This window comes from Streptomyces sp. NPDC101118 (assembly GCF_044759445.1).
Taxonomy (GTDB): domain Bacteria; phylum Actinomycetota; class Actinomycetes; order Streptomycetales; family Streptomycetaceae; genus Streptomyces.
Window position 1 is genome coordinate 24014 of the sequence record NZ_JBIVZG010000018.1, and the last position, 17306, is coordinate 41319.

18 protein-coding genes are annotated in these 17306 nt (G+C 72.9%); 5 read left to right on the forward strand and 13 right to left on the reverse strand.

The window, feature by feature from the left end; translation table 11 throughout:
• Positions 1-38: 38 nt before the first annotated feature.
• The 4 genes from ACIQUQ_RS25815 to argS form a co-directional block, all read right to left on the reverse strand.
• Complete coding sequence (locus ACIQUQ_RS25815; RefSeq protein ID WP_403980488.1) at positions 39-845, reverse strand: VOC family protein; 807 nt, start codon at positions 843-845, stop codon at positions 39-41.
• 141 nt (positions 846-986) lie between these two features.
• Entirely contained in the window at positions 987-1277 is a 291-nt protein-coding gene (locus ACIQUQ_RS25820; RefSeq protein WP_403980155.1) for a hypothetical protein, read from the reverse strand.
• Positions 1274-1618 (reverse strand): DUF6247 family protein, encoded by a 345-nt coding sequence (locus ACIQUQ_RS25825; RefSeq protein WP_403980157.1) that lies wholly within the window; start codon positions 1616-1618, stop codon positions 1274-1276. The genes ACIQUQ_RS25820 and ACIQUQ_RS25825 overlap by 4 nt, the downstream gene beginning before the upstream one ends.
• A 119-nt stretch (positions 1619-1737) precedes the next feature.
• On the reverse strand, positions 1738-3507 hold the full coding sequence (gene argS / locus ACIQUQ_RS25830) for an arginine--tRNA ligase (protein WP_403980160.1): 1770 nt from the start codon (positions 3505-3507) through the stop codon (positions 1738-1740).
• A 188-nt stretch (positions 3508-3695) separates the two neighbouring features.
• Here argS and lysS point away from each other — a divergent pair, with 188 nt between their 5' ends.
• Positions 3696-5429, forward strand: coding sequence for a lysine--tRNA ligase (gene lysS / locus ACIQUQ_RS25835; protein ID WP_403980163.1), 1734 nt, complete (start codon positions 3696-3698; stop codon positions 5427-5429).
• Positions 5430-5519: 90 nt separating this feature from the next.
• Here the strand turns inward: lysS and ACIQUQ_RS25840 are convergent, their stop codons facing one another.
• The 3 genes from ACIQUQ_RS25840 to ACIQUQ_RS25850 form a co-directional block, all read right to left on the reverse strand.
• The gene (locus tag ACIQUQ_RS25840) at positions 5520-7346 is read right to left on the reverse strand and encodes a DUF2637 domain-containing protein (protein WP_403980165.1); all 1827 of its coding nucleotides are present in this window, start codon (positions 7344-7346) and stop codon (positions 5520-5522) included.
• A gap of 181 nt (positions 7347-7527) precedes the next feature.
• A complete protein-coding gene (locus ACIQUQ_RS25845) occupies positions 7528-8259 on the reverse strand; it encodes a DUF3558 domain-containing protein (RefSeq protein WP_403980167.1) in 732 nt (243 codons plus the stop codon).
• Between the two features lie 87 nt (positions 8260-8346).
• Positions 8347-9243: a DUF3558 domain-containing protein gene (locus ACIQUQ_RS25850; protein WP_403980170.1), complete on the reverse strand. Its 897-nt coding sequence runs from the start codon at positions 9241-9243 to the stop codon at positions 8347-8349.
• Between the two features lie 171 nt (positions 9244-9414).
• Here ACIQUQ_RS25850 and ACIQUQ_RS25855 point away from each other — a divergent pair, with 171 nt between their 5' ends.
• Positions 9415-10608 (forward strand): RtcB family protein, encoded by a 1194-nt coding sequence (locus ACIQUQ_RS25855; protein ID WP_403980173.1) that lies wholly within the window; start codon positions 9415-9417, stop codon positions 10606-10608.
• 108 nt (positions 10609-10716) lie between these two features.
• On the opposite strand, the gene ACIQUQ_RS25860 is transcribed toward ACIQUQ_RS25855, so the two are convergent.
• Positions 10717-10851: a hypothetical protein gene (locus ACIQUQ_RS25860; RefSeq protein WP_403980175.1), complete on the reverse strand. Its 135-nt coding sequence runs from the start codon at positions 10849-10851 to the stop codon at positions 10717-10719.
• Between ACIQUQ_RS25860 and ACIQUQ_RS25865 the strand changes: the two genes are divergently transcribed.
• Positions 10844-11413 (forward strand): polysaccharide deacetylase family protein, encoded by a 570-nt coding sequence (locus ACIQUQ_RS25865; RefSeq protein WP_403980177.1) that lies wholly within the window; start codon positions 10844-10846, stop codon positions 11411-11413. The genes ACIQUQ_RS25860 and ACIQUQ_RS25865 overlap by 8 nt on opposite strands.
• A gap of 15 nt (positions 11414-11428) precedes the next feature.
• Here ACIQUQ_RS25865 and ACIQUQ_RS25870 read toward each other — a convergent pair whose 3' ends face one another.
• Positions 11429-12184 carry an SDR family NAD(P)-dependent oxidoreductase gene (locus ACIQUQ_RS25870; RefSeq protein WP_403980180.1) on the reverse strand — a complete coding sequence of 252 codons (756 nt, stop codon included), beginning with the start codon at positions 12182-12184 and terminating at the stop codon, positions 11429-11431.
• Between the two features lie 159 nt (positions 12185-12343).
• Between ACIQUQ_RS25870 and ACIQUQ_RS25875 the strand changes: the two genes are divergently transcribed.
• The gene (locus tag ACIQUQ_RS25875; RefSeq protein ID WP_403980183.1) at positions 12344-12838 is read left to right on the forward strand and encodes a hypothetical protein; all 495 of its coding nucleotides are present in this window, start codon (positions 12344-12346) and stop codon (positions 12836-12838) included.
• 75 nt (positions 12839-12913) lie between these two features.
• On the opposite strand, the gene ACIQUQ_RS25880 is transcribed toward ACIQUQ_RS25875, so the two are convergent.
• The 3 genes from ACIQUQ_RS25880 to ACIQUQ_RS25890 form a co-directional block, all read right to left on the reverse strand.
• Positions 12914-14362 (reverse strand): FAD-dependent monooxygenase, encoded by a 1449-nt coding sequence (locus ACIQUQ_RS25880; protein ID WP_403980186.1) that lies wholly within the window; start codon positions 14360-14362, stop codon positions 12914-12916.
• A gap of 75 nt (positions 14363-14437) precedes the next feature.
• Positions 14438-15172 (reverse strand): Mut7-C RNAse domain-containing protein, encoded by a 735-nt coding sequence (locus ACIQUQ_RS25885; protein ID WP_403980189.1) that lies wholly within the window; start codon positions 15170-15172, stop codon positions 14438-14440.
• 41 nt (positions 15173-15213) lie between these two features.
• A complete protein-coding gene (locus ACIQUQ_RS25890) occupies positions 15214-15633 on the reverse strand; it encodes a winged helix-turn-helix transcriptional regulator (RefSeq protein ID WP_403980192.1) in 420 nt (139 codons plus the stop codon).
• Positions 15634-15761: 128 nt separating this feature from the next.
• Between ACIQUQ_RS25890 and ACIQUQ_RS25895 the strand changes: the two genes are divergently transcribed.
• Positions 15762-16655: an NADP-dependent oxidoreductase gene (locus ACIQUQ_RS25895; RefSeq protein WP_403980195.1), complete on the forward strand. Its 894-nt coding sequence runs from the start codon at positions 15762-15764 to the stop codon at positions 16653-16655.
• A gap of 68 nt (positions 16656-16723) precedes the next feature.
• On the opposite strand, the gene ACIQUQ_RS25900 is transcribed toward ACIQUQ_RS25895, so the two are convergent.
• On the reverse strand, positions 16724-17239 hold the full coding sequence (locus ACIQUQ_RS25900) for a GNAT family N-acetyltransferase (protein ID WP_403980197.1): 516 nt from the start codon (positions 17237-17239) through the stop codon (positions 16724-16726).
• Positions 17240-17306 lie beyond the last annotated feature (67 nt).

Sequence of the window (17306 nt, forward strand, 5' to 3'; positions counted from 1 at the left end):
GGGGCCGGGACGGGGGGCGGGGGCCGGGGCGGGACCGGTCAGGCCGGGTCGGGCTGCTGCGGCGCCTCCTTCGTCCTGATCACCGCGAACACCGCGCCCTGCGGGTCCGCGAGCACCGCCATCCGGCCCACCGGCATGTCGAAGGCCGGCGCCAGGACGGTGCCGCCCGCCCGGACCGCCGCGTCCTGCACGGAGTCCGTGTCGTCCACGTGGAAGTACGTCAGCCAGTGCGGCGGGGTGCCCTCCGGGTGCTGGTCCAGGCTCATGATCCCGCCCACCGAGCGGTCGTTGACCCGCAGCTCGGTGTATCCCTCGCCGCCGGGGATCTGGGACGGGGCCGTGTCCACGGGCAGGATCGCCCGGTAGTAGCCGGCGGCCGCCGCGGGGTCGGTGGTCGCCAGCTCGGACCAGACCACCGCGCCGTCCTCGTTCACGATCCCCGCGCCGGGGAACTCCTTCGGCTGCCAGATACCGAACACCGCGCCGGTCGGGTCGGCCAGCACGGCCATCCGCCCGAGGTCCATGACGTCCATCGCGTCCACGAGCACCGACCCGCCCGCCCCCTTGCTCGCGGCCACCGTGGCGGCCGCGTCGGGGGTGGCGAGGTACGTGGTCCAGGCGGCCGGCGGTGCCGGGTCGGGCACCGTGCCGTCCGGGTTCATCGCCTTCATGATCCCGGCGACCGGCGCGCCCTTGAGGTGGCAGACCGAGTAGCCGCCGGTCTCCGGCGGCCCGACCTCGCCCTGCCAGCCGAACAGGTCGCGGTAGAAGTCGAGGGCGGCCTGCTGGTCGGGAACCATCAGGTCGGTCCAGCAGGGTGTGCCGGGCCGGTACGGGCCGGACATGACGGCCACGGGTGCCTCCAGGAAGAGCGGGAACAGGACGCGCCCACCCCTACCCACCCAAACCGCCCGGAACCGACCCGTTCGGGTGGTCCCCTGCCGCCGGGAAGAACGTTCCCCGTGGTCCCCGTCATACCGCGCGGCTCACTGCCAGAAGATCTCCTCGACCACGATCTGCGGCTCCGCCACCCGGGGCAGGAACGTGAACAGCAGCCAGCCGCGGTTGCTGTCGAAGTAGGCCACGTGCGGCCCGCGCGGAGCCGTCGACCTCGCCGGCTCCACGTGCTCCGCCCGGTAGGGGTGGCGGGCCGTGAGCAGCTCGAAGACCGCTTCACGGAGTGATTCCCGTACGTCCTCGGACAGGCTGATGCGGTACTTCTCGGCTTCCTGCGTGTAGTCCACGGCCCACGGCGGCCCGGTGAACTCCTCGCTCACTCGCCGGGCTCCAGGGTGCGCAGTTCGTGGCGGATGCGGGATGCGTCCTCCAGGAGCTTCCGGGCCGCTTCGGCATCGGTGGCCTCGGCCGCGCGCGCTTCGAGGTCGGCGACGTGCCGGTCGAGCGCGGGGTCCCGGGCGAGGGCGTACTCGCCCCACCAGCGCGCCATGAAGGCCGGGACGGGGCCGATGTCGTAGGCGTCGGCGATCTGCACGCGCCACGAGGAGTCGAAGTCGGCCAGGAGCGCCGGCGCGTGGGCCGCTATGGCGGCGCGCAGTGCCTTCGGCGTGTACTCCGGCATCGGGGGCACCGGCCCGGGGGCCGGGGTGGCGGTGGTCATTTCCGGTTCCTCCTCGACGACGCATCCCACGATAGAGGCCGTGCCCGCTCCGGGGCCGGGGAACGCGACGACCCCCGGTGCCGGAGCGCCGGGGGTCGTCACGCGCGGGACGTGGAGCGTCAGAGGCGCTCGGGGGTGCGGATGCCCAGGAGGGCCATGCCCTGGTGGAGGGTGCGGGCGGTGAGGTCGCACAGGAAGAGGCGGTTCTCGACCTGCTCCTGGGTGTCGGCCTTGAGGACCGGGCACTCCGCGTAGAACGACGTGTACAGCGAAGCCAGCTGGTAGAGGTACGCGGCCACCTTGTGCGGCGCGTACTCGGCTGCCGCCTCGGCGAGCAGCTCGCCGAAGCCGTCCAGGTGCAGTCCGAGGGCGCGCTCCGTCGGCGCCAGCGCCAGCTCCGGGTGGGCGACCGGCTTGTGGTCGCCCGCCTTGCGCAGGATCGACTGGATACGGGCGTACGCGTACTGGAGGTAGACGGACGTGTCGCCGTTCAGCGAGACCATCTGGTCCAGGTCGAACTTGTAGTCGCGGGCGGCCGACGTGGACAGGTCCGCGTACTTCACCGCGCCGATGCCGACCTGCGCGCCCCGCTCGGCGATCTCTTCCTCGGTGAGGTCCTGGGCCTTCTCCCGGACCACGGCCGAGGCCCGGTCCACCGCCTCGTCCAGCAGGTCCACCAGCCGTACCGTCTCGCCCTCACGGGTCTTGAACGGCTTGCCGTCCTTGCCCAGGACCGTGCCGAACGCCAGCTGGTAGGCGTGCACGTCCTCGTTCAGCCAGCCGGCCCGGCGGGCGGTTTCGAAGACCATCTTGAAGTGCAGCGACTGGCGGGCGTCCACGACGTACACCAGGCTGTTCGCCTTCAGGTTCGTCACCCGGTCGCGGATCGCCGACAGGTCGGTGGCCGCGTAGCCGAAGCCGCCGTCCGACTTCTGGACGATCAGCGGGGTCGGGTTGCCGTCCGGGCCCTTGTACTCGTCGAAGAACACGCACAGCGCGCCGTTCGAGCGGACCGCGACGCCCGACTCCTCCAGCAGCCGGCAGGTCTCCACCAGCATGTCGTTGTAGCCGGACTCGCCGACGATGTCCTCGTCCTGGATGTCCATGTCCAGCTTGTTGAAGACCGAGTAGAAGTAGATCTTCGACTCGTCCACGAACCGCTGCCACAGCGCGAGGGTCTGCTCGTCGCCCGCCTGGAGGTCCACCACCCGGGCCCGCGCCCGGGTCTTGAACTCCTCGTCCGCGTCAAACAGCGCCCGCGAGGCCTTGTACAGGCGGTTGAGGTTCGACATGGCCTCCTCGCCGGACGTCTCCGCGTCCGACTCGGCGGCCTTGTGGTCCAGCTCGTGCGGGTGCTCGATCAGGTACTGGATGAGCATGCCGAACTGGGTGCCCCAGTCGCCGATGTGGTGCCGCCTGACCACCGTCTCACCGGTGAACTCCAGGATCTCGACCATCGCGGCACCGATCACCGCGGACCGCAGGTGGCCGACGTGCATCTCCTTGGCCACGTTCGGCTGCGCGTAGTCGATCACCGTGGTGCCGGCGTCCGGGTTCAGCGGCACGCCGAGCCGCGCGTCGGCGTACCGCGCCGCCAGCGTGTCGATGATCGCCTTGTCGGAGACCGTGATGTTGAGGAAGCCGGGGCCCGAGACCTCGACCTCGGCCAGCACGTCGCCCTTGTCCAGGCCCTCGACGACCGTGGCCGCCAGCTCGCGCGGGTTGGCCTTCGCCTTCTTCGCGAGCGCCAGGATGCCGTTGGCCTGGAAGTCGGCCCGGTCGCTTCGTCGCAGCAGCGGGTCGGCGGCACCGGCCTCCGGCAGGGCGGAGACGAGTGCGTCCGCGACGCGCTGGTTGACGTTCGAAGCGAGGGAAGGGACCGAGGCCATGGGCTGCCGTTCCTGTCAGTGAGTACGGGACTGCGCGTGGTGCGTACGTATACGCCCAGCGACACGAGTATCCCACGCGGCCGCGACCCACCTCCCGGGATGAAAAGCAACCCCGGGCCGCGCGCTTCCGTCTGGGAGAATGTTCCCAGCCAGTTCCAGAACCAGATAGCCAGATAGAAGGACGTGTCGTGGCTCAGAGCGCCCCAAGCAGCACCGAGACCGACTGGGTCTCCCGTTTCGCGGACGAGGTCATCGCCGAGGCGGAGCGGCGTGCGCCGGGCAAACCTGTCGTCGTCGCGTCCGGTCTGTCACCCTCCGGCCCGATCCACCTCGGCAACCTCCGCGAGGTCATGACCCCGCACCTGGTCGCGGACGAGGTCCGCCGCCGCGGGTACGAGGTCCGCCACGTCCTCTCGTGGGACGACTACGACCGCTACCGCAAGGTCCCCAAGGGCATCCCCGGTGTCTCCGAGGAGTCCCACGGGCAGCACATCGGCCGCCCGCTGACCGCCGTGCCGGCGCCCGAGGGCTCCGAGTACCCGAACTGGGCCGAGCACTTCAAGGCCGCCATGGTCGAGTCGCTGGCCGAACTGGGCGTCGAGTACGACCCGATCAGCCAGACCGAGCAGTACACCACCGGCGTCTACCGCGAGCAGGTGCTGTTCGCGATGAAGCACCGCGGCGACATCGACGCCGTGCTCGCCCAGTACCGCACCAAGCCCAAGGCCGCCAAGAAGTCCCAGAAGCCGGTCGACGAGGCCGAGCTGGAGGCCGCCGAGGGCTCCGGCGCCGCGGGCGAGGACGACGGCAGCACCGAGGGCTCGGAGTACTTCCCGTACAAGCCCTACTGCGGCGAGTGCAACAAGGACTTCACCAAGGTCCTGTCCTACGACGACGACAGCACCGAGCTGACCTACGTCTGCACCGAGGACCAGTTCACCGAGACGGTCAAGCTGTCCGAGTTCAACCGCGGCAAGCTGGTCTGGAAGGTCGACTGGCCCATGCGCTGGGCCTTCGAGGGCGTCATCTTCGAGCCCTCCGGCGTCGACCACTCCTCGCCCGGCTCGTCGTTCCAGGTCGGCGGCCAGATCGTGCACATCTTCGGCGGCGAGCAGCCGATCGGCCCGATGTACGCGTTCGTCGGCATCAGCGGCATGGCCAAGATGTCCTCCTCGAAGGGCGGCGTCCCCACCCCGGCCGACGCCCTGAAGATCATGGAGCCGCAGCTGCTCCGCTGGCTGTACGCCCGCCGCAAGCCCAACCAGTCCTTCAAGATCGCCTTCGACCAGGAGATCCAGCGGCTGTACGACGAGTGGGACAAGCTGGAGGGCAAGGTCGCCGACGGCACCGTCCTGCCCGCCGACGCCGCCGCCCACTCCCGCGCCGTCCGCGTCGCCTCCCACGAGCTGCCGCGCACCCCGCGCCCGATGCCGTACCGGACCCTCGCGTCCGTCGTCGACATCACCGCGGGCCACGACGAGCAGACCCTGCGCATCCTCTCCGACCTGGAGCCGGAGAAGCCGCTGGCCTCGCTCGACGAGGTGCGGCCGCGCCTGGACCGCGCGGAGAACTGGATCACCACCCAGGTCCCGGCCGACCAGCGCACCCTCGTGCGCGACGAGGCGGACGCCGAGCTGCTCGGCTCCCTCGACGACGAGGGCCGCCGCTCCCTGGAGCTGCTGCTGGAGGGCCTGGACAGCCACTGGTCGCTCGACGGGCTGACCACGCTGGTCTACGGCGTGCCGAAGGTGATGGCCGGCCTCGACCCCGAGGCGAAGCCGACGCCGGAGCTGAAGGTCGCCCAGCGGCAGTTCTTCGCCCTGCTGTACCGCCTGCTCGTGACCCGCGAGACCGGCCCGCGCCTGCCCACCCTGCTGCTCGCCGTCGGGGCGGACCGGGTGCGCAAGCTGCTGGCCGCGTAGCCGCCGCGTACGGCCCGCGCAACGCGGAAGGGCCGGTTCCCCGCTGGTGCGGGGGACCGGCCCTTCCGTGTGCCCGGGTGCGTGCGCGGGCTACGCGATGTGCTCGTTCTCCAGCTCGGTCTGGTAGCGCTGCTTCAGGTACGGCTGCATGCGCCGGATCAGCGGCAGGCTCCGCGGGTGCGTGACGCCGTGGATGTCCGCGAGGTGTATGTCGAGGGCCTCGGGCGACGGGAAGTTGTTGTGCTCGTCGACGAAGGCGCGGAACGCCTTGTACGCCAGCTCCTTGAACTCCGCGTCGCCGGGCTGCTCGGGCTGCCCGGCCGGCTCGGCCGGATCCTGCGGGGCGGCCTGCGGACCCTCGGCGGCCGGGCCGGCCTGGGCCCCCGCCGCGGTGTCCTCCGCACGCGGGGCCGGGATCGGGAGCTCGGCCTGCTGCTGGTCGGCCGCCGGGTCCGGGCCCGCCGGGGGCGCGACCGGGTGGGGCGCCAGGCCGTCCACGAACTGTGGGTTGTATGCGCCCTCGTACGTCGCCTGCGGGGCGACCGGGGCCGCGAACCACGAGCTGTTGTGCGCGGCCGGCATCTGCGTCGGGTCCAGCGGCACGAACGGCTCGGCGGTCGGGGCGTACGGGGTCATGCCCGGCGCCATGCCAGGCGCCATGCCCTGGCCCGGGTACGGCTGCTGGGGGAGGCCCTGCTGCGGGATCCCCGGGAGCTGCCCCTGGACGGCCTGCCGGGCGTCCGCGCCCTGCTGGGGGTACGGGAAGGCACCCGCGCCCGCGTCGGCGGCCTGGACGGGCTGCTGCGGGCCCTGCGGAGCCTGCTGCCCCTGCACCGGGCGGGCGCCCTGCGCGGCTCCCGGCACCTGCGGGCCACCTGCGGCCTGCACGGCACCCGGAACCTGCCCCGCACCCGGAACCTGCCCCGCACCCGGAACCTGCCCCGCGCCCGGAACCTGCGCCGCGCCCGGAATCCGGCCCGCGCCGGCACCCTGCACAGCGGGCTCCTGGGCCACCGGCTCCGGATGCGGCAGCCCCTGGGGCCCGTCACCCGGCACCCGTACGCCCTGCGCCACACCCTCCGGCCCGGCGGCCGCCCGTACCGGAACCCCGGCACCCGCCCCGCCCGAGGGCAGCTCCGCGGCCTCCGGCGGTGCCGCCACGGCCTGCGCCAGCACCGGCGACGCGGCCGCGGCCAGCGCAGGCTGCGGCGCCGGGGGCAGCAGCACCGGGTCGATGCCCGCGGCCGCCAGACCCTCCGGCGCGGTCTGCGCCAGCGGCACGCCGATGCGCGCCAGCCGCAGCGGCATCAGCGCCTCCACCGGAGCCTTCCGCCGCCAGGCCCGCCCGTACCGCGCCTGCAGCCGCGCCTGGTAGATCAGCCGGTCCTGCTCCATGCCGACCGCCTGCTCGTACGAGCGCAGCTCCCACAGCTTCATCCGGCGCCACAGCTTGAACGTCGGCAGCGGCGACAGCAGCCAGCGGGTGATCCGGACGCCCTCCATGTGCCGGTCGGCCGTGATGTCGGCGATCCGGCCCACCGCGTGGCGGGCCGCCTCGACCGTCACGACGAACAGCACCGGGATGACCGCGTGCATGCCCACGCCCAGCGGGTCCGGCCAGGCGGCCGCGCCGTTGAACGCGATGGTGGCCGCGGTCAGCAGCCACGCCGTCTGCCGCAGCAGCGGGAACGGGATCCGGATCCAGGTCAGCAGCAGGTCCAGGGCCAGCAGCACGCAGATGCCCGCGTCGATGCCTATCGGGAAGACCAGCGAGAAGTCCCCGAACCCCTTCTTCAGCGCGAGCGCGCGCACGGCGGAATACGACCCCGCGAAACCGATACCCGCGATGACCACGGCGCCGGCGATCACGACGCCGATGAGTATCCGGTGCGTACGAGTCAGCTGCATCGCGGCCACCCGCGACCCCTCCCTTGTCGAGCCTGGCGCGCACAGCCTGGCACATGCGCGCCGTCCGGGCGCCTCTCGGGGACCACTTGGGGCCGGCTCGGGACTGCCCGTAACCGGCCCGGAACTGCATGGAACCGGACGGGGCCCGTCCGGCCCCGTCCCGCCGTTCCGTCGTGCTGCTCGGTCGGTGCTACTTGTTGGCGGCCGCCACGGACGCGGCGGCCTCCTTGGCCGCGGCGACCGCGCCCTGGAGGAGCTTGGCCGGGTCCGGTGCCTTCATGCCCTCGTAGGACGCGCCGTTGTAGTCGAGCGTGATCACGACGTTCTCCGTGCGGGCCACGACCGTCTGGTTGAAGAAGTCCACCTGCTTCTTCGCCGAGGAGGTGATCGTGGTCGCCTCGTCGCCGATGCCGGCGGCGGCCTCGGCCTTCACGCCCGTCGCGCCCTCGGCGGTCTTCGCCGCCTCGACCTGCTTGGCGTACTGCTCGGCGGCCCGCTTGTTGCCGCTGCCGAGGGTCTCGTGCGAGTCGTAGCGCGCCATGGAGATCGCCAGCCAGCGGTACTCCGAGCCCTTCAGGCCGTTCTCGTCGAGACCGTTCCAGGAGCAGGTGGCGCGGCTGGTCAGGTCGTTCGACTTGGCCGACGTGCCGTCCTTGTCCTTGGCCTCCGGCACGAGCGTGTCGACCGTCTTCTGCACGATCGCCTTGCACGGCTCGGGAAGCTTGGCGAAGGCCGCCTTCTCCAGGGTCGGCGTGGGCTTGCCGCTCGGCGACGAGGCCGAGGACGCGCCGGACTGCTTGCCGCCGTCACCGTCCGAACCGGAACCGGAGCCGGAGTCCGAGGAGCAGCCGGAGACGGCGAGGACCACCGGGACGGCAGCGCAGGCGAGAACGCGGGTGAAGCGCGAGGCTGATCGGTGCATGGTTCCTTCACTCAATGGCTTGCGGGACCCGGCAACGGTAGCCCGATCGGGTGGCGGCCTGCTGTGCGTGGCGTCACGCCGGTCCGGTCACTCGCTCAGCGCGTCAGCCAGTCCGGCCGCCAACTCCCTTGCGCTGTCCTGGGTTTCCTCGGCATCCGGGGTGGCCGACGGGGCCGCCGGCTGCACCGTGTAGTCCACGGTGACGATCACATTGGACGACCGGAACACCAGGTGGACCGTGCGGGTCTGCGAGGTCGGCCCGGCCGGCGTGAGCCGGTCCTCCAGGAACGCGTCCTCCCCGAGGTCGTCCAGGGCGCGGGAGCCGAGCGCCGGACTGCCGGACGGCGTACCGGAGGGCGTGCCGCCGGACGCCGCGGGGCTTCCGGAGGCCGTGGGGCCGCCGGATGCGCCCGCGGACGGGGCGCCGGAGCCGGCCGTCGCGCCGGCGGACGGTGCGCCCGCCGAGGGGGCCCCGGGGGACGGCGTGCCCGACGGCGTCCCGGCGGACGGGCTGCCGCTCGCCGTCGCGGCCGGCACGGGCAGGTGGGCCGCGGCGAGCAGGCGGTCGTACACCTGCCGCGCCTTGTCGTCGTCGCTGGTGGCGGGGTCGTACGAGACCACCCGCTCGTACCCGACGAAGAGCAGCCGGGTCGCGTCGCCGGACGCGGCCTTCCAGCGGCAGCCGATGCGCCGGTCGCCGTCGTACGAGACGTCGGCCCGGCCCGCGTAGAGCTGCTCGCGCTGCTCCGTCGTGAGGGAGGCGGCGGCCGGCAGCATCGCCTTCAGCCGCCGTCCGTCGACGGAGGAGCAGGGCTCCGGGAGGCTGCGGTACCTCCCCGGTTCGGCGGCCACGTTCGACTCGCCCGGCTTGGGGTCCGTACCCGACCCGTCGGTCCCTGAGCCGGCGCTGCAGCCCGCGGCGAGCGCGGTCAGCACCGCCACGACGGGGGCGAGGGCCGTCCGTCGTCGCACGTGGCGTCGCACGTCGGGGGCTCCCTTCGGCAGTAAAAACGGTTGCCGCGCGATGGCGGCAGGCGGACACAATGTCTATCGCACGCACCGCTGCCGACGCCGGTCCGATGTCTCATTCGGCCCCAAGAGCGAGGCTTTTGCGTTTTCCAGACTTATGAAGCATTCCGGGGGAATGAAGACGTTATGTCGTATGTAGAGGTTCCGGGGGCGAAGGTCCCCATCCGCATGTGGACGGATCCGGCGACGGTCGAGGACGTCGCGATGCGTCAGCTCCAGAACACCGCGACCCTGCCGTGGATCAAGGGCCTGGCCGTGATGCCGGACGTGCACTTCGGCAAGGGCGCGACCGTCGGCTCGGTGATCGCGATGAAGGACGCCGTCTGCCCGGCGGCGGTCGGCGTGGACATCGGCTGCGGCATGTCGGCGGTCAAGACCTCGCTGACCGCCAACGACCTCCCCGGGGACCTCTCCCGCCTCCGCTCGAAGATCGAGCAGGCCATCCCGGTGGGCGCGGGCATGCACCGCGACCCGGTGGACCCGGACCGGCTGTACGGGTTCCCGGCGGCCGGGTTCGACGACCTGTGGAAGCGCTTCGACTACGTCGCGGACGCGGTCAAGTTCCGTCAGGAGCGTGCCACGAAGCAGATCGGAACGCTCGGATCCGGAAATCACTTCATCGAATTCTGTCTCGACGAGACGGGAGCGGTCTGGCTGATGCTCCACTCCGGCTCCCGGAACATCGGCAAGGAGCTGGCGGACCACCACATCGGCGTCGCGCGCTCGCTGCCGCACAACCAGAACCTGGTCGACCGCGACCTCGCGGTGTTCATCGCGCAGACCCCGCAGATGGACGCGTACCGGAGCGACCTGTTCTGGGCGCAGGAGTACGCGAAGTACAACCGCGCGATCATGATGAGCCTGTTCAAGGAGGTCGTCCGCCGGGAGTTCCGGAAGGCGAAGGTCTCCTTCGAGCAGGAGATCAGCTGCCACCACAACTACGTGGCGGAGGAGCGGTACGACGGGATGGACCTGCTGGTCACCCGCAAGGGCGCGATCCGTGCCGGCAGCGGCGACTACGGGATCATCCCGGGCTCGATGGGCACGGGCTCGTACATCGTCCGGGGCCTCGGCAACGAGAAGTCCTTCAACTCCGCGTCCCACGGGGCCGGCCGCAAGATGAGCCGCAACGCGGCGAAGAAGCGGTTCTCGACGCGGGACCTGGAGGAGCAGACCAGGGGCGTGGAGTGCCGCAAGGACTCGGGCGTCGTGGACGAGATCCCGGGCGCCTACAAGTCGATCGACCAGGTTATCGACCAGCAGACCGATCTGGTCGAGGTCGTGGCCAAACTGAAGCAGGTCATCTGCGTCAAGGGCTGAACGAAGCGGACCCACGGGGCCCGTGCCGCGCTGAGCGGTGCGGGCCCCGTGTCGTTCCGGAGCGGGTAACTGCCTTTCCTCGCCCAGGGGTTGACCGGGATGGTTGGTCTAGACCAGGGTGTGCGGCATGTGGAGAACTCGTGCTCTGGTGGGGTTGTTGGCGGCCGGTGTGATGGCCGTGGGGGTGGGCGGGTCCGCGGTGGCGGGGACCGGGCTGCCGCCGGTGGTGAGCAGGGTGCCCACGGCCGAGAAGGTCGTGTTCATCACCGTCGACGACGGCTGGTACCACGATCCGGCGGTGGCGCGGACACTGGTCGAGAAGCGGGTGCCGGCCTCGCTGTTCCTGCTGCCGGGGGCGACGTCGTACGACACCGCGTACTTCACCGGGCTCGTCGGGCAGGGGCGGGTGAAGGTGGAGAACCACACCGTGAACCACCCGGACCTGACCACGCTCGACGCGGCCGGCAAGGACGCCGAGGTGTGCGGGGCCGGGGAGCAGCTGGAGGCGGTGTTCGGGCGGGAGCCGAAGCTGCTGCGGCCGCCGTACGGGGCGTACGACGACAACGTGCGGCTGGCCGCGAAGGCCTGCGGCGTGAAGGCCCTGGTGACGTGGACGCACGACTTCACGACCTGGGGCGACGTGCCGCCGCCGGTGCCCGCGCTGAAGGCCGGGGACATCGTGCTGCTGCACTTCACGCCGACGCTGGGGGCGGACCTGCAGCGGGCCCTGGACGCGGCGAGGGCCGCGGGGCTGAAGCCCGCGGCCCTCATGCCGGCGTTGAAGGACGCCGGGCTGGTGCCCTGATCCCGGCGGGTCTGCCTACAGCTCCCGGTGGACCTTGGTGTTCGAGGCCTGGGCGCGGGGGCGGACCACCAGGAGGTCGATGTTGACGTGGGAGGGGCGGGTGACGGCCCAGGTGATCGTGTCGGCGACGTCGTCGGCCGTGAGCGGCTCCGCCACTCCCGCGTAGACCTTGGCGGCCTTCTCGGTGTCGCCGCGGAAGCGGGTGGTCGCGAACTCGTCGGTCTTGACCATGCCGGGGGCGATCTCGATGACGCGGACCGGCTGGCCGACGATCTCCAGGCGGAGCGTTTCGGCGAGGACGCGGGCGCCGTTCTTGGCCGCGACGTAGCCGGCGCCGCCCTCGTAGGTGGCGTGGCCTGCGGTGGAGGAGAGGACCACGACCGTGCCGTCGCCGCTCGCGACGAGGGCGGGCAGCAGGGCCTGGGTCACGTGGAGGGTGCCGATGACGTTGACCTCGTACATCGTGCGCCAGTCGGCCGGGTCGCCGGTGGCGACGGGGTCGGCGCCGAGCGCTCCGCCCGCGTTGTTGACCAGCACGTCGCAGCGCTGGAGGGAGGCGGCGAAGGCGTCCACGGCGGCACGGTCGGTGACGTCGAGGGCGTGCCCGGTGGCCTGGTGGCCGGCGGCGGTGAGCTCCTTGGCGAGGGCCTCGATGCGGTCGGCGCGGCGGGCGGTGAGGACCACGTGGTACCCGGCGGCGGCGAGCTGCCGGGCGGTGGCGGCGCCGATTCCGCTGCTGGCTCCGGTGATGACGGCCGTGCGGGTGCTCATGGACGCTCCTCGTTCCAGGGGTGGTGCGGGCGGATCGCGCAGGTGGTCGATTTCCTGCCGGTCGGGGCCAGCATAGGCGCGCCTGGATGGGGGAGCGGCGCGACCACGATCGGGTGGTGATCCGATGAGCCGATCTTCCGCTTTCCTACCGTGCGGTGCATGCGCACAGGGCGAATGGTGGCAGTGGGCGGAGCGCGGGTCGCGGCCGCGGTGATGGTGCTCGGGGCGGTGGCCGGTCCGGCCCGGGCGGTGCCGGTGGCCGCCGCGCCGGCGGAGGCGGACGTCGCGTACCACGGGCAGGTGTCCCTGGCGGCGGGGCTGCTGGCGGTCTCGCTGCTGCCGGAGAACCGCGGGCCGGCGGGGCTGGTCAACGCGACCGTGCGGCTGCGGCTGTCGGTGCCGCTGGCGGACGCGCAGCAGCTCGCGGCGGGGTGCGCGCGGGCCGGCGACCGGGTGCTGGTGTGCGAGACGGGTGCGCTGCCGGTGAGCGGCAAGGGCCGGCAGATCGAGGTGGCGCTGGTGCTGAAGGAGCGTCCGGCGGAGGCGGTGGTGCGGATCGACACCTGGTGGAACGGAGGCGCGGTCGACTCCGACCTCAAGAACAACGAGCACGTGGTCCTGGCGCTGGACACGGGGGACTCTTACGTCTTCTGAGGCGGCCGGCCGGTGGCCGGGGCGCGGGGTCCGGTGTGCGTGCCGGGCCCCGCGCCCGTCCGCCGGGGCGGGCCGCTAGCGCAGCCAGCGGCCGAGGGCCGTGCGTACCGTCGCGGGGTCCGGTTCGCGTTCGGCCCAGGCGACGTAGCCGTCGGGCCTGATCAGGGCGCAGGCTCGCCGCGCGTCGGACCAGTGGGCGTGCCGGACGGCCGGGGTGCCGGGGCCGAGGGTCGTGCCGGGCGGGGTGATCAGGACGAAGCCGCCGTCGCGCAGCAGCTCGTACAGACGGCCTTCGGCCAGAACTGCGTCGGGGGCGCGGCGGCCCGAGGGGCGGTGTTCGCCGGGGGCCGGCGGGTACGCGATGCCGATGCCGCTGATCATGCCGGTGGCCCGGTCCACGGCGGGCCGGAGGGTGCTGACGGCGGCGGCGCCGAGGTCGCGGGCGGCCTTGCGGACCCGGCCGCGGGCCATGGCCAGGCGGATCATGGCCCCGCTGCTGCGCAGGACGGTGCGGCCGACGGGGTGGCGCTCGGCGTGGTAGCTGTCGAGCAGTGTCTCGGGGTCCGGGGTGGTGCCGAGCAGGGCGGCGGCGAGCTTCCAGGAGAGGTTGGCGGCGTCCTGGAGGCCGGTGTTCATGCCCTGGCCGCCGGCGGGGGAGTGGACGTGGGCGGCGTCGCCGGCGAGGAAGACGCGGTCCTGTCGGTAGGCGGGCACCTGGCGTTCGTCGCTGTGGAAGCGGGAGAGCCAGCGCGCGTCGTGCATGCCGAAGTCGGTGCCGAGGGCGGCGCGGGCGATCTCCTTGACCTCGTCGAGGCCGACGGGTTCGGTGTCGGCGACCTGGTGTTCCCGCAGCCAGCCCATCACGCGGTACCAGCCGTCGCCGAAGGGGGCGACGAAGGCGAAGGCGTCTCCGGTGCCGTTGACGGTGACCGTGGAGGCGGGTTCCCGGGCGAGGCGGACGTCGGCCAGGACCATGGAGCGGATCACGGAGTCGCCGGGGAAGGGGAGGCCGAGCTCGCGGCGTACGGTGCTGCGCACGCCGTCGGTGCCGACGAGGTAGCGGGCGGTGAGGGTGGTGCGGGTGCCGTCGGGGCCCTGGAGGTCGGCGCTGACGGCGTCGGGCCGCCGGCGCAGGCGGAGCAGGGCGGTGCCCTCGCGGTAATCCACACCTGTGGACAGCGCGCGGCGGTGGAGCAGGTGCTCGACCTCGTACTGCGGGGTGATGAGGAGGTACGGGAAGCGGGTGCGCAGCCCGCTCAGTTCGAGCGGGGTGCGGCCGAAGAGGCCCAGGCGGCGGACCTGCCGGCCGGTCTTGACGAGCTCGTCGGCGAGGTCGCGGGCATCGAGGAGTTCGAGGGTGCGGGCGTGCACGCCGAAGGCCCGGGTGAGGTTGCTGTCATGGTGCGGGCGGCGCTCGGCGAGGGTGACGCGCAGTCCGGCCGCGGCGAGGTCGCCGGCCAGCAGGAGGCCGGTGGGGCCGGCGCCGACGACCAGGACGTCGGTGTCGGTGGGTGCGGTGGGCATGGGACGTGGTCCTCCCCTGATCGACGTACGGTCTGATCGCGAGTACCCGGGGATCCCTGCCCAGCCGCGGGTGGTTCAGGCGGCCCGGTCCCCGAATTCGTCGAGGGCGTCGGTGACGATGCGTTCCAGCCGGGCGTGGTGGGCGCCCCGCCAGTAGACGCGTTCGCAGTCGGAGCACTGGGCGAAGACGTCGTACGTGCGGTGCGTGCCGTGTTCGAGGCGGTCGCCGACGGAGTCCTTGTCGGCCTCGTGCAGCGGGCCGTTGCAGGCGGTGCAGCGGGTCCACGGTGCCAGGGTGGGGGCGAACCGGCCGAGGATGTCGCGGAGTTGCTCGTCGGGGCGGTCGCTGTAGACGTACGCGCCGGCCCAGATCTCGCGGCGGCGCAGCAGGCCGCGGTCGCGGGAGAGCAGGACGCGGCGTTCGGCGGCGGAGCGGGCGGCGAGCGCGGGGTCGCCGATGTCCTCGTTCTCGTACGCGGCGTCGACGCCCAGCAGCCTCAACCGGCGTGCCAGCGTGCCGAGATGGACGTCGAGGAGGAAGCGGAGCGGGGCGCCGGGCACCTGCTGGGGGCGGCTGACGCCCTCGACCTCGACGGATTCCCCGGCGCGGGGCACGTGGGAGGCCGGGACCTCGTGGCCGTCGACGAGGAGGCGGCCGACCTCGGTGAGCGGGACGCCCGCGGACTCGACGACGTGGCCCAGGCTGGAGGAGCCGTCGGTGACGGTCCTCGTGCGGGCGGCGCGGCGTTCGGGCGCGGCGAAGAGGTGCAGCTCGGGGGCGAGGGTGAGGTGGATCTCCGGACCGTTCACGGGCCCAGCATGCCACCGGGGGCGGGGGCCGGCCGAGGGATTTACCCGGTCCCGGCGGTCTGGGCGGCGGCGTCGTAGGTCTCGCGGGAGGTGAGGACCTCCTCGATGTGGTTCTCCGCCCAGTCCTTCACGGCGCTGAGCAGGCAGGCCAGGTTGCCGCCGAGCGGGGTCAACTCGTAGTCCACGCGCACCGGTACGGAGGGTGTGACGGTGCGGGAGACGAGGCCGTCGCGCTCCAGGGAGCGGAGGGTCTGGGTGAGCATCTTCTGGCTGACGCCGGGAATGGTGCGGCCGAGGTCGCTGTAGCGCATGGGGCCGGTGGCGGCGAGGGCGCTGACGATCAGGCTGACCCACTTGTCGCTGATGCGGGCCAGGAGCTGGCTGGTCGGGCACTCCTTGAGGAAGGCGTCGTAGGCGTGGCGGGCCGCCTCGCGGCGGGCGGTGGCGGTCTGCGTGGCCATGGCTCCTACCTCCGGGTCGGGTACGCACCTTGAAGTGCGTACTTACCAAAAGAGAGTACCTCTCCATACGTTAGTGCGCAGAGGAAGAGCGAAACGCGAACCAGCGTGAAGAAGGAAGAGGGAGAGTCATGCGAGCGGTCATCGTGAACGGTTTCGGCGGTCCCGAGGTCCTGGAGGTCGTGGAGACCGCGGTGCCGGAGCCGGCGGCGGGCCAGCTGCGGGTGCGGGTGACGGCCACGGCCGTGAACCCGGTCGACACCGCCGTGCGCGCCGGGATCTTCGGCGGCGCCGGGCAGCCGGTCGGCTTCGGCTGGGACGTGGCGGGCGAGGTCGACGCGGTCGGCGCGGAGGTGACCGGCTTCGCCGCCGGAGACCGCGTGGTCGGCCTGCACTACGGGGCCGTGAAGCCGCTGGGCGCGCACGCCGAGTACGTGGTGCTGGACGCCGGCGCGGTGGCGGCCGCCCCGGCGAGCGTGGACGACGTACGGGCCGCGGTGCTGCCGCTGAGCGGGCTGACGGCGGCGCGGGCCGTGGCGCAGCTGGGGCTGCCGGCCGGGTCCTCCGTGCTGGTCACCGGCGCGGCCGGGGTGGTCGGCGGGCTGGCGGTGCAACTGGCCGCGCGGGCCGGTCTGGTGGTGACCGCGCTGGCCGGTGCCGGGGACGAGGAGCTCGTACGGTCGCTGGGCGCGGCCCACTTCGTGCCGCGCGACGGCGAGGCGGCCCCGGTGGACGGGGTGCTGGACACGGCGGTGCTGGGGGAGCGGGCGCTCGGGTACGTGAAGGACGGGGGCGTGTACGTGGGCGTCCGCCCCGGGGCCGCGCCGGCCGCGGTGCGCGGGATCCGGGTGGAGGAGCAGGAGGTCGCCGCGGACGGCGCCCACCTCGCGGAGCTGGCCGGGCTGGTCGACGCCGGTGCGCTGGACCTGCGGGTGGCCCGTACGTACCCGCTCGACGCGGCCGCCGAGGCGCACGCCGAGCAGTCCAAGGGCGGGGTGCGGGGGCGGCTGGTGCTGGTCCCGTAGTGGCCCGGGGGTGGGGTCCGGGGCGCGGGGACGGGACCCGCGCCCCGACCTGATCCGAAAGACACGACCTAGCCCTCCAGCAGGTCGTACCGCCAGTCGTTGCTCGCGTGCCAGTGGCCCGGCGGGTACTCGAAGTCCGTGGTGCCCATCAGCGTGAACCCGGCCCTGCGGCAGACGCCGTTGGACGCCGGGTGGTCGGCGCCCGGGAAGGCGTGCAGGTGGCGGCGGTCGCCGTGGGCCCGGACGTGCGCGATCAGGGCCCGGGCGGCGGCCGCGGCGACGCCCCGGCCCTGGTGCTCGGGGAGGATGCCCCAGCCGGTCTCGTACACCTCCTCGCCCTGCCACGCGCGCGGCCAGAAGCCGATCGAGCCGACCGTCCCGCCGGACTCCGCGTCCCGCACGGTGAACATCCGCCCGGCCTCCGGGGCTGCGGCGCTCATCGCGAGGTACCTGCGGTGCCGGTCGGCGAGCTTGGCCGCCGTCTCCGGGCCGCCGAGGTGCTCGGTCATGGCCGGTTCGTTCTTCCGCTCCAGCAGCCGGAAGTCGCCTTCGGCCCAGGGCTCCAGTCGCAGCGGTGTGTCCATCGGGCCACCGTAAGGTCCGTCACTGACAGGCGTACGGCCCCGGGCTACGCTCTGCCGACCGTCGGGT

What these genes read in the sequence shown, in the direction of transcription:
- ACIQUQ_RS25825 (WP_403980157.1), bottom strand. Translation starts at nt 1,618, where the DNA reads ATGACCACCGCCACCCCGGCCCCCGGGCCGGTGCCCCCGATGCCGGAG.
- ACIQUQ_RS25855 (WP_403980173.1), top strand. Translation starts at nt 9,415, where the DNA reads ATGTCGTATGTAGAGGTTCCGGGGGCGAAGGTCCCCATCCGCATGTGG.
- ACIQUQ_RS25880 (WP_403980186.1), bottom strand. Translation starts at nt 14,362, where the DNA reads ATGCCCACCGCACCCACCGACACCGACGTCCTGGTCGTCGGCGCCGGC.
- argS (WP_403980160.1), bottom strand. Translation starts at nt 3,507, where the DNA reads ATGGCCTCGGTCCCTTCCCTCGCTTCGAACGTCAACCAGCGCGTCGCG.
- ACIQUQ_RS25890 (WP_403980192.1), bottom strand. Translation starts at nt 15,633, where the DNA reads ATGGCCACGCAGACCGCCACCGCCCGCCGCGAGGCGGCCCGCCACGCC.
- ACIQUQ_RS25900 (WP_403980197.1), bottom strand. Translation starts at nt 17,239, where the DNA reads ATGGACACACCGCTGCGACTGGAGCCCTGGGCCGAAGGCGACTTCCGG.
- ACIQUQ_RS25815 (WP_403980488.1), bottom strand. Translation starts at nt 845, where the DNA reads ATGTCCGGCCCGTACCGGCCCGGCACACCCTGCTGGACCGACCTGATG.
- ACIQUQ_RS25875 (WP_403980183.1), top strand. Translation starts at nt 12,344, where the DNA reads ATGCGCACAGGGCGAATGGTGGCAGTGGGCGGAGCGCGGGTCGCGGCC.
- ACIQUQ_RS25895 (WP_403980195.1), top strand. Translation starts at nt 15,762, where the DNA reads ATGCGAGCGGTCATCGTGAACGGTTTCGGCGGTCCCGAGGTCCTGGAG.
- ACIQUQ_RS25845 (WP_403980167.1), bottom strand. Translation starts at nt 8,259, where the DNA reads ATGCACCGATCAGCCTCGCGCTTCACCCGCGTTCTCGCCTGCGCTGCC.
- ACIQUQ_RS25870 (WP_403980180.1), bottom strand. Translation starts at nt 12,184, where the DNA reads ATGAGCACCCGCACGGCCGTCATCACCGGAGCCAGCAGCGGAATCGGC.